Source organism: Archangium sp., assembly GCF_057119385.1.
Genome location: NZ_DBNGVP010000150.1, coordinates 1 through 13,682, shown reverse-complemented (window position 1 = coordinate 13,682; position 13,682 = coordinate 1). Strand labels below are relative to the sequence as shown.

Genomic DNA, 13,682 nt, shown 5'->3' with positions numbered 1-13,682 from the left:
TCAGCGCCTCGGGCGCATCCGGTAGGCCACGAAGGAGGCCACGTCCGGGAAGGCGAAGTACGGGTTGTGCTGGCGCACGTCGCTCATGGCCGCCACCGGCACGCTCGCGTAGTCATGCCCGGGGAAGAGCCGGGTGCTGTCCGGCACCTTGAGCAGCACCTGGGACAGCGAGCGGTACATCGCCTCCGGGTCTCCCCCGCGCATGTCACACCGCCCGCAGCCGTTGATGAAGACGGTGTCGCCCGACACCAGCGCGTCCTGGGCCAGCAGGCAGTGCGAGCCCGGGGTATGCCCGGGGGTGTGCAGGGCCTGGAAGTTCCGTCCGCCCACCGTGAGGGTGTCCCCCGGCCCGAGCGGCCGCAGCGCCCCCGACGCCAGATCGCGCAGGTCCGCCGAGAAGTCCACCTCCGCGCGCTGGGCGTACACGGGGACGTCATGCTTCGAGAGCAGCTCGGGGATGCCGTTGGTGTGGTCTCCGTGGCAGTGCGAGACGAAGGCGCCCACCAGGCGCTTGCCGTCCTCCACGAGGGCCTTCTCGATGGCGGGCACGTCCCACGCGGGGTCCACCACCAACACCTCGTCCGAGTCCTTCGGGCCCACCAGGTACACGAAGTTGTCCATCGTCCCGAGCTTCAACTGGCGCACGTACAGAGCTTCCATCGGCATCCTCCAGGCGGCGCACTGCATCACGGCGTCCGGCCCTCCATTCTATGCGCCACGGGCGGGCCGGGGGGCAGCCCTTGAGGAGGAACAGCGCTTCGCATTTGAATGCGGCCCCCTTCCCCCGTCGAGGAGACGCCCTTGAAGAGACCGCTGCTCCCCCTGGCCCTCACCCTGCTCGCCACGAGCGCCATGGCCAAGGACCGGGCCACCTTCCGCCATACGCCCTCGGCGGACGAGGAGCGTCCCGTCGTGGTGGACGCGACGGTGGGCCCCCAGGGCGGTGACTTCGCGCTGCGGCTGCGCTTCCAGAAGCCCCCGTTCGGCCAGGAGTGCGGCTCGCGCTGCGCCAACGCGACCCTCCTGCTCGACACGGATGCCAACCCCCGCTCGGGCCTGAAGCTCTCCGACAAGGCCCCCGAGAATGGCGCGGACCTGGCCATCATCGTCCAGGGCACGCGCGACATGTCCGGCGCGAGCTCGGACCATTACGTGCGCGTGAAGGTGAGGCAGCTCGCGGACGGAGCCCGCACCCTCGAGCAGGGGGAGTTGATCGCCGAGTTGGATCACCTGCGCGACCCGGACCGCGTCCACATCGAGGACAACACCGTGTTCCTGCTCATCGACGCGAGCAACAACGTGCCCTCGGGACGCAAGGCGCGCGTCGTGTATCACCCGCCCGGCGGCAAGGCGGTCCAGGCCACCCTCCCCGGCATGCTCAGCGGCAGTGCGAACAGCAAGGTGATGATCTTCCGCCGCGGCGGCTGGGGAACGGCACGCCAGGGCGGTCGGCGCGTCGGGGGCGAGAGCAAGTAGGCGCGCGGCGAGCTCTCAGGGAGACGGAAGGGAGACGGAGCACACATCCTCGGCAGGAGGGCGGAAGGCCCATGCTCACGCTCTTCCGCTCGCCTGATGTCCTGCCGGGTGGGTGAACCACGCAGGTTGTGTCAGACCCCCGAGGCAGTATCCGCCCATGCCGTGGGAGGCGGGTCCATGCCCTCCAGGCGGGTTCCTCCTCCCACCCTCCGTACGGCTCCGAGCCCACCCGTCGTCCCGGTCCCAACCCAGGCAGGCGAGCGCGGCGACCCCACCTTCGAGGCCCTCCATGACCCGATTTCCTGGCCCCAAAACCTGAACATATGTATAGAAACCCCACCCCCGAGGCGTCGCAACCCCTCGAATTTGTTCCCTTTCACAGTGGGCCGTGCTACTCCCGCCGGCTCATCACCTTCCGTCCCGGGCCCGGAGTGCGCGAGCCGCGCCCCGCGTTCCAGAGGGATACGGACGGTCCTGACCTGAACACATGAGCATGCTCGCACAAGCGGATAACAAGACGCGGAAGAAGCAGGGGGCCTCGGGTGGCGGTGGCGATGGCACCGCCTCGGCCGCGGGAGGCGGTGGCGGTGGTGCCACGCCCGCCGCGCTCGCCGATGAGGCCCGCCGCCGCTACCTCAACTACGCCCTCTCCGTCATCACCTCGCGCGCCCTGCCCGACGTGCGTGACGGCCTCAAGCCGGTTCAGCGCCGCATCCTCTACGGCATGTGGAACGACCTGAACCTCACGCACGACGCCAAGTACAAGAAGTGCGCCCAGGTCGTCGGCGCCATCATGGGCCCCTACCACCCGCACGGCGACACCGCCATCTACGATGCACTCGTGCGCATGGCGCAGGACTTCTCCCTGCGCTACCCCCTCGTGGACGGCCACGGCAACTTCGGCTCGCTCGATGGCGACGCCGCCGCCGCCTACCGTTACACCGAGTGCCGCCTCGAGAAGCTCTCCGACGAGCTCCTCAACGAGCTGAGCCAGAAGACGGTGGACTTCCGGCCCAACTACGACGGCACGCGCACCGAGCCCATCGTCCTTCCCTCGCGCGTTCCCCACCTGCTGATGAACGGCACCACGGGCATCGCCGTGGGCATGGCCACCAACATCCCGCCCCATCACCTGGCGGAGCTGTGCGACGCGCTCACCGCGCTCGTGGACGACAGCAACCTCACCGTCAAGCAGCTGCTCAAGTGGGTCAAGGGTCCCGACTTCCCCACCGGCGGTGAAATCCTCAACTCCCAGAAGGAGCTGCAGGAGATCTACGAGACCGGCCAGGGCAGCGTGCGTCTGCGCGGCGAGTACGAGTTGGAGGAGCTCAAGCGCGGTGGCCAGCAGATCGTCATCACGTCCATCCCCTACACGGTGAACAAGTCCACGCTGGTGGCCAAGTTCGGGGAGATCGTCCGCGAGCGCAAGCTGCCGCTCATCGTGGACGTGCGCGACGAGTCCACCAAGGACGTGCGCATCGTCCTGGAGCTCAAGAAGGACGCCAGCCACGAGCTGGCCATGGCGTACCTGTACAAGAACACGCCGCTCCAGACGAACTTCAACGTCAACCTCACCTGCCTCGTGCCCAACCCGGAGAACCCCGAGGTCGGCACCCCCAAGCGCCTGGGGCTCAAGGAGATCCTCCAGTACTTCCTGGACTTCCGCCTGCTGGTCATCAAGCGGCGCATCCAGTACCAGCTCGACGAGCTGAAGAAGCGCGTCCACATCCTCGAGGGCTTCGAGAAGGTCTACGACGCCCTGGACGAGATGATCCGCATCATCCGCGCCTCCGAGGGCAAGCAGGACGCCGCCAAGAAGCTGATTGCCCGCTTCAAGCTCGATGAGATCCAGGTGGACGCCATCCTGGAGATGAAGCTCTACAAGCTGGCCCGCCTGGAAATCCTCGTGGTCCAGAACGAGCTGAAGGAGAAGCGCAAGCAGATCAAGGACCTGGAGTCGCTGCTCAAGAGCGAGTCGCGGCTGTGGGGCACGGTGAAGGACGAGCTGGCCGAGGTGAAGGCCGCCTACGGCATGCAGAAGCGCCGCACCAAGGTGAGCCGCGGCGGCGCCGAGGAGATGACCTTCGACGCCGAGGCGCTCATCGCGGACGAGGACGCCCACGTCGTCATCACCCGCGATGGGTGGATCAAGCGCGTGCGCGAGGTGAAGGATCCCGCCTCCACCCGTCTGCGCGAGGGCGATGCGGTGATGACGGTGCTCGCCGGCAGCCTGAGGGCGAACCTGGTGCTCTTCAGCAACTTCGGCACCGCCTACGTCACGCGCTTCAACGACGTGCCGGCCTCCACGGGGTACGGCGACCCGGTGCAGAAGCTGTTCAAGTTCGACGACGGCGAGCGGATTGTCGCCGCGCTGTCGCTCGACACCCGCCTGTGGCGCCCGGAGAAGCTGCTGGGAGTCACGAAGCTGGGCATGGGCATGCGCTTCCCGCTGGCCCCGCACCTGGAGCTCTCCACCCGCGCCGGGCGCCGCTACGCCAAGACGGGCGAGGGCGATGAGATCGTCGGCGTGCAGCCGGTGGAGGACAAGGACCTGGTGGGCGTGCTTACCGAGCGGACCGCCGCCCTGGTGTGCAAGGTGGCGGAGATCAACGAGCTGGCCGGCCCGGGCAAGGGCGTCACCGTCATCAAGGTGGACGAGGGCGACCGGGTGGTGGACTTCGTGGTGGCCCCCCAGGGCAACAAGGAGGCGGGGGTCGCCTTCGAGACCCAGAAGGGCCGCAAGCTCGTCCTCCACACGGGCCGCTTCGAAGTGACGGGCCGCGGTGGCAAGGGCCACGAGATGTCGCGCAAGGACGCGGTGAAGGAGGTGGCGCGTGCGCCCCTCTACATCCCGCTGCCGGAGCAGAAGAAGGACTAGCCGGAGACTGTCATGGCGACGACCAAGAAGACGACCTATACGGGCGCGGACATCCAGGTCCTCGAGGGCCTGGAGCCGGTCCGCAAGCGCCCGGCGATGTACATCGGCGGCACCGACGGCACGGGCTATCACCACCTGCTGTGGGAGATCCTCGACAACTCGGTGGACGAGGTCATCAACGGCTATGCGTCCACCGTGGAAGTCACGCTCCACAAGGACAGCCGCACCATCACGGTGGTGGACGATGGGCGAGGCATCCCCATCGACATCATGCCCAAGTTCAAGAAGCCCGCGGTGGAGATCATCCTCACCACGCTGCACGCGGGCGGTAAGTTCGAGCAGGGCAACTACATCCACTCGGGCGGTCTGCACGGCGTGGGCAGCTCGGTGGTGAACGCCCTCTCGCGCAAGCTCGTCGTGGAGATCAAGCGCGACGGCAAGCGCCACGTGCAGACGTACAGCAAGGGCAAGCCCACCAGCCAGCTCAAGCCGGAAGGGCCCGCCCGGGGCACCGGCACGTCGACGACCTTCGAGCCGGATCCGGAGATCTTCGGCGAGAAGCTCAAGTTCGACGCGAAGCTCATCCGCGAGCGGCTCGAGGCGAAGAGCTACCTCCACAAGGGCATGACCGTCATCTGGAAGGACGAGACGGCCACCCCGCACGTGAAGGAGGAGTTCAAGCACGACGGCGGCATCGCCGAGTACCTGTCCAAGGTGGTGGGCGAGCGCGGCAAGCCGGTGGTGCCCTCGGGCAGCACGGCCATCTTCTACCACTCGCGTGACAACGGGGTGCGCCTGGAGGCCGCGCTGGTGTGGACGGAGGCCACGGACGAGCACATCCGCTCGTACGTCAACGGCATCCCCACGCCCCTGGGCGGTACGCACGAGGCGGGGCTGCGCAGCGCCGTGGTGAAGGCGGTGCGCAACTACATGGAGACGCACGAAATCACGCCCAAGGGCGTCACGCTCACCGCGGAAGACATCCGCGAGGGCGTGACGGCCATCCTCTCCACGTACGTGGTGGAGCCGCAGTTCCAGGGCCAGACGAAGGGGCGCCTCAACAACCCGGAGACCTCGGCCCAGGTGGACGGCGTCATCCGCCCCGCGCTGGAGAAGTGGCTCAACGACAACAAGTCCATCGCCGAGTCGGTGGTGGCCCGCATCACGCTGGCCGCCCGCGCCCGCGAGGCCAGCCGGGCCGCCTCCCAGGCCATCAGCCGCAAGACGGCCGTCAGCCACCGGCTCAACCTGCCGGGCAAGCTGGCGGACTGCTCCTCGACCGATCCGGCACAGAGTGAGCTGTTCCTCGTGGAAGGTGACTCCGCAGGTGGCAGCGCCAAGCAGGGCCGCGACCGGCGCACCCAGGCCGTGCTGCCGCTGCGCGGCAAGGTGCTCAACGCCGAGCAGGCATCCACCGACAAGGTGGTGGGCAACAAGGAGCTCACGGACATCGTCAGCGCCCTGGGCTGTGGCATCGGCAGTGACTTCGACATCACCAAGCTGCGCTACGGCCGCATCTTCCTGATGATGGACGCCGACAGCGACGGCAACCACATCGCCACGCTGCTGCTCACCTTCTTCTACCGGCACCTGCGCCCGCTCATCGAGCACGGCCACATCTACCTCGCCCAGCCGCCCCTCTTCCGGGTGGACATCGGCAAGGAGACGTACTGGGCGCTCGACGAGGTCCACCGGGATCGGATCATCCGCGAGAAGACCAAGGGCAACGCCAAGCCCAGCGTCATGCGCTTCAAGGGTCTGGGCGAGATGACGCCGGACGAGCTGAAGGAGACCACGCTGGATCCGAAGCTCCGCCAGAGCCTGAAGGTGACCATCGACAACCCGCTCCTCACCGATCAGGTCATCAATGACTTGATGGGCCGGGACGTCAGCGCGCGCTTCAAGTTCATCATGGAGAGCGCCAACGAGGTCGAGGACCTGGACGTGTAGGAGCCGAGGGGCCCCGGCCGGGGCATGGTGCACGGGCCCCTGGCTCGGTTAGCATCGTGCCCCGTGCGACTGAAGACCCCCCTCGCCCTTTCGCTCGCGCTGCTGCTGGGCACGGCCTCCGGTATCACCGAGGCCGCGCCCCGCCGTGGTTCGTCCGCCTCGGCCCGCAAGGCGAAGAAGAAGAAGACGCCCGCCGCCGAGCAGAGCGCCCCCGCCGGGGAGTCCACCGAGACTCCCGCCAGCGAGGAGCCCCCTCCGGCCGCGGATGCGCCCGTGGCCCCCCGGACGACGCTCGCACCGGCCCCCGCCGCTCCCGTGGAAGCCGCTCCCGCGGCTCCGGCTCCGGCGCCCGCCCTCCAGCCCGCGCCCCCCACCTGGTCGGGCAGCGTCGCGGTGCTGGCCGTCCCCTCGAAGCCGGACGCCACCCCGTCCGCCGCCCGCGTCGAGACCGACCTGCGTGCCGCGCTCGGCGCCCGGACGGAGGTGCGGCTGGTGGACCTCGCGGCCCTCTTCCCGCCTCCGCCCCCCGCGTCCCTTCAGCAGGGCGACGCCCTCTTCGATGAGGGCAAGGGCTTCTACGACAACCTGGACCCGGAGGCCGCGGCGAAGAAGTTCACCGAGGCGGCGGCCTTCTACGAGCGCTACCCGGTGGAGACGAAGCCGGAGCGGCTGGCCCGCGTCTACGTGTTCCTGGGTGCCTCGCGGCTGCTCAACGGAGACACCACCGGGGCCCAGGAAGCCTTCACCCGGGCACAGCTCGTGGCGCCCTCCCTCCAGCCCGAGTCCGAGCTCTTCGGGCAGGACGTGCACGAGGCCTTCGACGCCGCGAAGGTGGCCCTCTCCCAACAGCCGCGCGGCACGCTCACCATCGACTCGGTGCCCTCCGGTGCGCAGGTGTTGATGAAGGGCGAGAACCTCGGCACCACGCCGCTGAAGGACGTGGAGCTCGCGCCCGGCCCCCACCCCGTGGTGCTCACCCTTCCCGGTTACGTCCCCTTCGGCGTCTTCCAGCCGGTGGCGCCCTCCCAGCGCGGCGAGCTGCGCCCCACGCTGGAGCCCACCCCCGCCCTGGCCGAGGCACGGCGCCTGGCCGCCGACGTGTCCACCTCCCGCGCCCTCACGTCCGACACGCTCCCAGCCGGAGTGGCGGAGCTCGGCGAGAAGCTCGGCGCGCGCTATGTGGTGCTCGCCCGGGTGGAGCAGGATCGCCGGGGCCGCGCCGAGGCCGTGCTGTATGCCTGGGACGTGCGGCAGAAGAACCGCCTGCGCGGCGTGAAGCTCCATCCAGAGGATCCCCGTAGCCGCGAGGACGCCGTGCGTCAGGTGCATGCCTTCCTCACCGGCCAACACGTGCCCGGCCCCTCACTGCCCGTGGCGCTGCCCGCGGTGATGAAGAAGCCCTGGTTCTGGGCGGCGGTGGGCGGCGTGGCGGCGGCCACCACGGCGGGCATCCTGCTGGCATCCCAGCCCCAGAAACCCCTGGGCGCCCGGCTCGGCAACTTCGGTGCTGGTTGGTAGCGCTCCCCACGGCCCTTCCTCGAGGACCACGTCATGAAAGCCCTTGTGCTTCTGCTGCTCCCCTCCCTCGCGCTGGCGGCTCCCCCGCCTCCCAAGCCCCAGCGCATCACCTCGCTCCTCGTCCCCATGGACCCCACGGCCGAGTCGAGCGGCCCGAAGATGGAGAGCTACATGAACGAGGCCCTGGCCGAGTTCCAGGGCTACACCCTGCGCAAGCCCGAGGATCTCTTCGGCCTGCCGCAGGATGACGAGGCGCTCGTCGCGCTCAAGCGCGGCAAGCAGGGGTACGAGGAGAGCCTCGCCGCCTTCGACAAGAAGCAGTACGAGGAGGCGGAGCTGAAGATCCGCGCCACGCTGAAGGAGCTGCAGAAGGCGGCTCCGGCGATGACGGCCTCCTGCAATCCGCTGTGTGACGCCACCGCGCTCTACGCCGCGGTGATGTACCAGCGCGGTGACGTGGAGGAGACGAAGCTGGCGCTGTTGGATCTGATGGCGCTCAACCCCACCTACGAGCTGGACACCAAGCGCTACAGCCGCGACTTCATCTCGCTCCGGGTGCAGGTGGCCACGGGCGTGCACGCGGCGCTGCGCGGAGGGGCCACGGTGAAGTCCCGCCCGGCCGGGGCGCGCGTCTACATCGACAACGAGTTCAAGGGCTACACGCCGCTGACGGTGTCCACGCTGCCGGTGGGCAAGCACCTGCTGCGCCTGGAGCGCCCCGGCTTCCGCATCTACGGGCAGCTGCTCGAGGTGAGCCCGGAAGACGTGGAGGCGAGCGCCGCGCTGCAGCCCACGGACGACTACAAGGCCTATGACGCCCGGCTGGACTCGGTGGCCAGCGAGGTGATGCGCGCCAACGTGACCTCCAGCCAGGCGGTGGCCGGGCTGGGCAAGGCGCTCGGGCTGGAGCGGGGCTTCGTGGGCACGGTGCGCGACATTCCGGACAGCGGCACCACGGAGCTGGTGCTGGGCTTCTTCGACATGAAGGACGGCAAGCGGCTCGGCGTGCGGCGCGTGGTGCTGCAGGGCGACGAGTTCGGCCAGCTCAAGTCGGAGATGGCCCGGCTGGTCAATCACCTGCTGAACAATGCCGAGGGCGGCACGGAGAAGCGGGTGAAGTCCTCGGATCCACTGGAGAACAACCACGGCATGGAGGAGTGGAACCGCGAGGACCGTGGCGGCAAGCGGCGCGACCAGGAGAAGAAGGCCAAGAAAGGCGATCCGCTGGAGGGAGTGAACGGTACCGAAGATTGGTGAGTCACGGCGCTTGTACCCGGGAGCGCGGCGCCTAGAGTCGGAGGGCCATGCGTGCCCTCTCGCTGATGCTGTTGCTCCCCGGCCTCGCGCTCGCACAGACGGGGCTCATCGTCCAACCCGCCTCGCCGCCGCGCGGGGTGACGCTGCCGCCCACCTCCGCCGCGCTGGTGGACGAGGCCACCGCGCTCTCCGTCAACCCGGCGGGCCTGCGCTTCGTCGGGCCCGCGCAGCTCTTCTACCTGCACGAGCGCAACCTGGTGCGGGACCAGTTGGGTGACGGCGTCTACCTGGGCACGACGCTGGGCGGACTGGGTGCCGGCGTCAGCATGGAGTGGATGCGCGGACGCGGGCTGCCGGACTACCGCAAGACGTCCTTCGGCCTGGCGCTCGGCTCGCGGAGGCTGTCGCTGGGCGTGGGCTACCACACCCTCTCCTCGCGCGACGCCTCGCTGGACAGGCTGTCCGGCTTCGACCTGGGCCTCACGGTGCGTCCCACGCGCTTCCTCTCCGTGGCTGCGGTGGTGAAGGATGTGAACGCCCCCATGGAGGGGCCCTTCACCCTGCCCCGCCGCTACAACCTCGCCGTGGGCGTACGGCCCTTCGGCGAGCGCGTGACGTTGGGCGCGGACTACCTCGCTTCCGAGGGCGCCTGGGACGAAGGGCGCCTCACGTACACGGTGCAGGCCGCCGTCGTGCCCGGCTTCGGACTGGGCGCGGGCCTGTCGCATGGGCTCGGGGGCGACCGCACCCTGGCGCTGCAACTGGCCGCCACGCTGGACAGCTCGCGCTTCGGCCTCACCTACGCGGGTGGCGGCGCCGAGGGCGGCGGGATGGACCATGTGGTGGCGGTGCGGCTCTCCAGCCAGAAGTACCCGGCCCTGGACTTCGGCGGGGGCACGGTGGCCATGCTGGACCTGGATGACGAGCTGAGAGAGCGGGGCGGAACCCTGTCGCTGCTCGGCTTCTCCGAGCCGGACCCGTACCTGCGGCTGGCGCGGTGGATGGACGAGGCCACGAAGGATCCCCGGCTGAAGGGCGTGGTGCTGAAGGTGTCCGGCCTGCCCGGCGTGGACTGGGGCAAGGCCGAGGAGCTGCACCAGGCGGTGCTGCGGATGCGCGCGGCCGGCAAGAAGGTGCTGACGGTGCTCTACAGCGTGAATGACCTGGAGTACTTCGTGGGCTCGGCGGCGGACGAGGTGTACGCGCTGCCCTCCTCGTCCCTGCTCATCAACGGCCTGGCCGTCCACGTCGTGTCCCTGGGCGGGACGATGGAGAAGCTGGGCGTCACCTGGGACGTGGCGCGCGTGGGCGAGTACAAGACGGCCCCCGAGCAGCTCACCCGCAGCGACATGAGCCCCGCCCAGCGGGAGACCGTCGAGGCCTACCTGGACAACCAGATGGCGCATGACGTGGCGGCGGTGACGAAGGCGCGCCGCATCACCCCCGAGCGCCTCCGGGAGGCCTGGGGCGCCGGCATCCTCACCGCCACCCGGGCCAGGGATTTCGGACTGGTGGACGGGGTGCTGCTGCCCGAGGAGCTGGAGGACAAGCTGAAGAAGCTGATGCCCGGGGCCGCGTACGATCCCACCTACTCGCCGAAGGACGAGCGGGAGCGCCGCTGGACGGGGCGCCGCCGCATCGCCGTGGTGCCGGTGGTGGGCACCATCTCCGGAGGCAAGAGCCGCAAGCCGCCGTTGGTGGGGGGCGAGGCGATCGCCGGCGCGGAGACGGTGGCGCTCGCCCTGGAGCGGGCCCAGAGGGATCCGAAGGTGGCCGCCATCGTGCTGCGGGTGGACTCGGGCGGCGGGGACATCCTGGCCTCGGAGTTGATGTACCGCGCCGTGTTGGAGGCGAAGAAGCACAAGCCCGTCATCGCCTCCATGGGGGACGTGGCGGCCTCGGGCGGCTACTACGCCGCCATGGCCGCGGATGAGATCTGGGCCTCGCCCACCACCCTGACGGGGAGCATCGGCGTCTTCTACTTCAAGCCCGCGCTGCGCGGCCTGCTGGGCGACAAGCTGGGGGTGAACCAGGAGACCATCAGCCGCTCGCCCATGGCCGACGTGCTCGACTCGTGGCGGCCGTGGACGGAGGCGGAACAGAAGGCGGTGCAGGCCTGGGTGGACTCGGCCTACGACGACTTCATCACCCAGGTCTCCGTGGAGCGGAAGCTGGACAAGGCCAGGGTGGATGCCATCGCCCGGGGACGGGTGTGGGCGGGCTCCGCGGCGAAGGAGCGCGGACTGGTGGACGGGCTGGGGGGCCTGGTGGACGCGGTGGAGGCGGCGCGCAAGCGGGCCGGAGTGCCCACCGGAGAGGAGTTGGACCTGGTGGTGGAGGGCGAGGCGCACGGGCTGTTCTCCTCGCTGGGGGGAGAGCCCGGGGTGGACGCGGAGGCCCTTCCGGAGCTGAACCTGGGGCCGGTGGTGCAACCCGCCCTCCCGCCAGGGGTGCAGGCGCTCGTGCGCGAGGCGGGCCTGGACGGGGCCTGGGTGCTGGAGCCGGGACTGAAGGCCGTCCAGCCCTACACGCTGAGGGTCCGCTGACGTCTCCAGGAGGACACGGGAAGCGAAATTCTCCGGGCACCCGGCGGGTCCTCTGTTAATGTTGTGGAGCGCTTTCCGGTGGGCCATCAGGCCGCCGGGACGCTCCAGGGGCCGGCGGTTCGGTCGGCGGGTGGCTCGTGCCAGGCGCGAGCTGTCCCCAAGACCCCGCGTCGGGCTTCTGTCCCACAGACCGCCGTACCTCGTGCGCCTCCGGCCGGGGACTTCTTCCCAGGGGACGCGCCGAACTCCGTAGACCATGAGCGAAACCGACAACCGCGATCCCCGAGACCTCCCGACCCCCATGGCCGCCCGTGCCGAGTCACCCCCGGACATGGACGAAGGCGATGACGAGGGCGATGACGGCCCCGACGAGGGCGAAGGCTCGGCCCCCGGAGCGGGACAGCCCGCGGGTGGCCCGCCCGGCCAGGGTGGAGGCCGCCGCCGCCGCCGCCGCCGCCGCCGCCGGGGTGCCCAGGTGCAGTTCACCCCGGAAGGGCAGGCCTACCGCATGGTGGCCGGCCCGGACGGCCAGCAGCAGCAGGTGTTCCTCACGCCCCAGGAGCTGCAGCAGTACCAGCAGCGGATGGCGCAGCAGCAGCAGGCCCAGCAGCCGCCGCCGCCGCAAGGCCCGCCACAGCACGCGCACGCGCACCACCCGGGGGGTGGGCAGCCGAGGCAGCATCAGCCGGCGCCCCAGCCCTCGCTGGCGCCGGTGGAGGGCGTGCTCGACACCGAGGTGAAGGGCCCCAACGCCTACCTGCGGCAGCTCAAGCGCAACCTGCTACCCTCGCCGGACGACGCGGAGATTCCGAAGAACCTGGTGCAGAAGCTCCGGCTGCGTCCGGGCCAGTACCTCAACGCGCTCGCGCAGACCAAGGGCAACAAGGGTCTCATCCAGCGCGTGGAGCAGGTGGACGGCCGCCCGCTGGAGCAGGTGGGCCGGCTGCCCCACTTCGCGGACCTCACCTCCGTGGATCCAGTGGAGCGCATCAAGATGGAGAACGGCCACCGCGAGATGGTGACGCGGGTGTTGGATCTCATCGCCCCCATCGGCAAGGGCCAGCGCGCCCTCATCGTCGCGCCGCCGAAGACGGGCAAGACGATCATGCTGCAGCGGATTGCCCAGGCGGTGGTGTCCAACCACCCGGAGATCCACCTCATGGTGCTGCTCATCGACGAGCGCCCGGAAGAGGTGACGGACATGCGCCGCAGCATCAAGGCCGAGGTGCTGGCCTCGAGCTCGGACCGGCCGACGGGAGATCACCTCAAGGTGGCCGAGCTGGCGCTGGAGCGGGCGCGGCGGCTGGTGGAGAGCGGCAAGGACGTGATGATCCTCCTGGACTCCATCACGCGGCTGGCGCGCGCCTACAACAAGGAAGTGGACAACTCGGGCCGGACGCTGTCGGGCGGCGTGGACAGCCGCGCGCTGGAGCGGCCCAAGCGCATCTTCGGCGCGGCGCGCGCCACCGAGGAGGCCGGCAGCCTGACCATCGTGGGCACGGCGCTCATCGACACGGGCAGCCGCATGGACGAGGTCATCTTCGAGGAGTTCAAGGGCACGGGCAACATGGAGATTCGCCTCGACCGCAAGCTGGCCGACAAGCGCATCTTTCCGGCCATCGACATCGAGGCGACCGGCACCCGCAAGGAGGAGCTGCTCATGGATCCGGCCGAGGCAGCCGCGGTCTGGAAGCTCCGCGGCGTGCTGCACAGCCTCGAGCCTTCGGCTGCCATCGAGCTCCTCATCAAGAAGGTTCGCGAGACGCACTCCAACGGCGAGTTCCTGGCGGCGCTCACCAAGAACTCGCGCTAGGCCCGGCTGGTTGTCACCCAGCGCCGCCTCGTCGCGTATGCCTTCGGCCGGCGCATCATCAACCTCACTCGCGACGATCCTCGGCCGTCGCGCATGGAGGTGAGCGCACAGCAGCCTTCGCTGCTGTGTCTCGCGTTCGATGCCGGCGTCCTCGCCGAGGGGTACTCCGGGCGTGTCGAGTATCGCTTTCGCGTCGCCGACGCCCAGCGGATCGTCGATCTGCTGCGCGCGCCGCGCTGAGTGT

10 protein-coding genes are annotated in these 13,682 nt (G+C 69.7%); 8 read left to right on the top strand and 2 right to left on the bottom strand.

Annotated elements, in window-relative coordinates:
* A complete protein-coding gene (locus AC16DP_RS35105) occupies positions 1–660 on the bottom strand; it encodes an MBL fold metallo-hydrolase (RefSeq protein WP_329729127.1) in 660 nt (219 codons plus the stop codon).
* A gap of 141 nt (positions 661–801) precedes the next feature.
* Between AC16DP_RS35105 and AC16DP_RS35100 the strand changes: the two genes are divergently transcribed.
* The 6 genes from AC16DP_RS35100 to sppA all read left to right on the top strand — a co-directional run bounded on the left by AC16DP_RS35100 (position 802) and on the right by sppA (position 11,625).
* Entirely contained in the window at positions 802–1,476 is a 675-nt protein-coding gene (locus AC16DP_RS35100; protein WP_329729126.1) for a hypothetical protein, read from the top strand.
* 493 nt (positions 1,477–1,969) lie between these two features.
* Entirely contained in the window at positions 1,970–4,354 is a 2,385-nt protein-coding gene (locus AC16DP_RS35095) for a DNA gyrase/topoisomerase IV subunit A (protein ID WP_329729125.1), read from the top strand.
* Between the two features lie 12 nt (positions 4,355–4,366).
* Positions 4,367–6,304: a DNA gyrase/topoisomerase IV subunit B gene (locus AC16DP_RS35090; RefSeq protein ID WP_329729124.1), complete on the top strand. Its 1,938-nt coding sequence runs from the start codon at positions 4,367–4,369 to the stop codon at positions 6,302–6,304.
* Between the two features lie 63 nt (positions 6,305–6,367).
* A complete protein-coding gene (locus AC16DP_RS35085) occupies positions 6,368–7,822 on the top strand; it encodes a PEGA domain-containing protein (RefSeq protein WP_329729123.1) in 1,455 nt (484 codons plus the stop codon).
* 33 nt (positions 7,823–7,855) lie between these two features.
* Positions 7,856–9,079 carry a PEGA domain-containing protein gene (locus tag AC16DP_RS35080; protein ID WP_329729122.1) on the top strand — a complete coding sequence of 408 codons (1,224 nt, stop codon included), beginning with the start codon at positions 7,856–7,858 and terminating at the stop codon, positions 9,077–9,079.
* Positions 9,080–9,126: 47 nt separating this feature from the next.
* Positions 9,127–11,625 carry a signal peptide peptidase SppA gene (gene sppA / locus AC16DP_RS35075; RefSeq protein WP_329729121.1) on the top strand — a complete coding sequence of 833 codons (2,499 nt, stop codon included), beginning with the start codon at positions 9,127–9,129 and terminating at the stop codon, positions 11,623–11,625.
* 319 nt (positions 11,626–11,944) lie between these two features.
* Here sppA and AC16DP_RS35070 read toward each other — a convergent pair whose 3' ends face one another.
* Entirely contained in the window at positions 11,945–12,307 is a 363-nt protein-coding gene (locus AC16DP_RS35070) for a hypothetical protein (RefSeq protein ID WP_483956937.1), read from the bottom strand.
* A gap of 39 nt (positions 12,308–12,346) precedes the next feature.
* Between AC16DP_RS35070 and rho the strand changes: the two genes are divergently transcribed.
* On the top strand, positions 12,347–13,438 hold the full coding sequence (gene rho / locus AC16DP_RS35065; RefSeq protein WP_483956936.1) for a transcription termination factor Rho: 1,092 nt from the start codon (positions 12,347–12,349) through the stop codon (positions 13,436–13,438).
* Between the two features lie 93 nt (positions 13,439–13,531).
* Positions 13,532–13,678, top strand: coding sequence for a hypothetical protein (locus tag AC16DP_RS35060; protein WP_483956935.1), 147 nt, complete (start codon positions 13,532–13,534; stop codon positions 13,676–13,678).
* Positions 13,679–13,682: the final 4 nt, after the last annotated feature.

Bases quoted from the DNA above. Each gene is read 5' to 3' on its own strand.
- sppA (WP_329729121.1), top strand. From the start codon at position 9,127: ATGCGTGCCCTCTCGCTGATGCTGTTGCTCCCCGGCCTCGCGCTCGCA.
- AC16DP_RS35070 (WP_483956937.1), bottom strand. From the start codon at position 12,307: ATGCTGCCTCGGCTGCCCACCCCCCGGGTGGTGCGCGTGCGCGTGCTG.
- AC16DP_RS35060 (WP_483956935.1), top strand. From the start codon at position 13,532: ATGGAGGTGAGCGCACAGCAGCCTTCGCTGCTGTGTCTCGCGTTCGAT.
- AC16DP_RS35090 (WP_329729124.1), top strand. From the start codon at position 4,367: ATGGCGACGACCAAGAAGACGACCTATACGGGCGCGGACATCCAGGTC.
- AC16DP_RS35080 (WP_329729122.1), top strand. From the start codon at position 7,856: ATGAAAGCCCTTGTGCTTCTGCTGCTCCCCTCCCTCGCGCTGGCGGCT.
- AC16DP_RS35095 (WP_329729125.1), top strand. From the start codon at position 1,970: ATGCTCGCACAAGCGGATAACAAGACGCGGAAGAAGCAGGGGGCCTCG.
- AC16DP_RS35105 (WP_329729127.1), bottom strand. From the start codon at position 660: ATGGAAGCTCTGTACGTGCGCCAGTTGAAGCTCGGGACGATGGACAAC.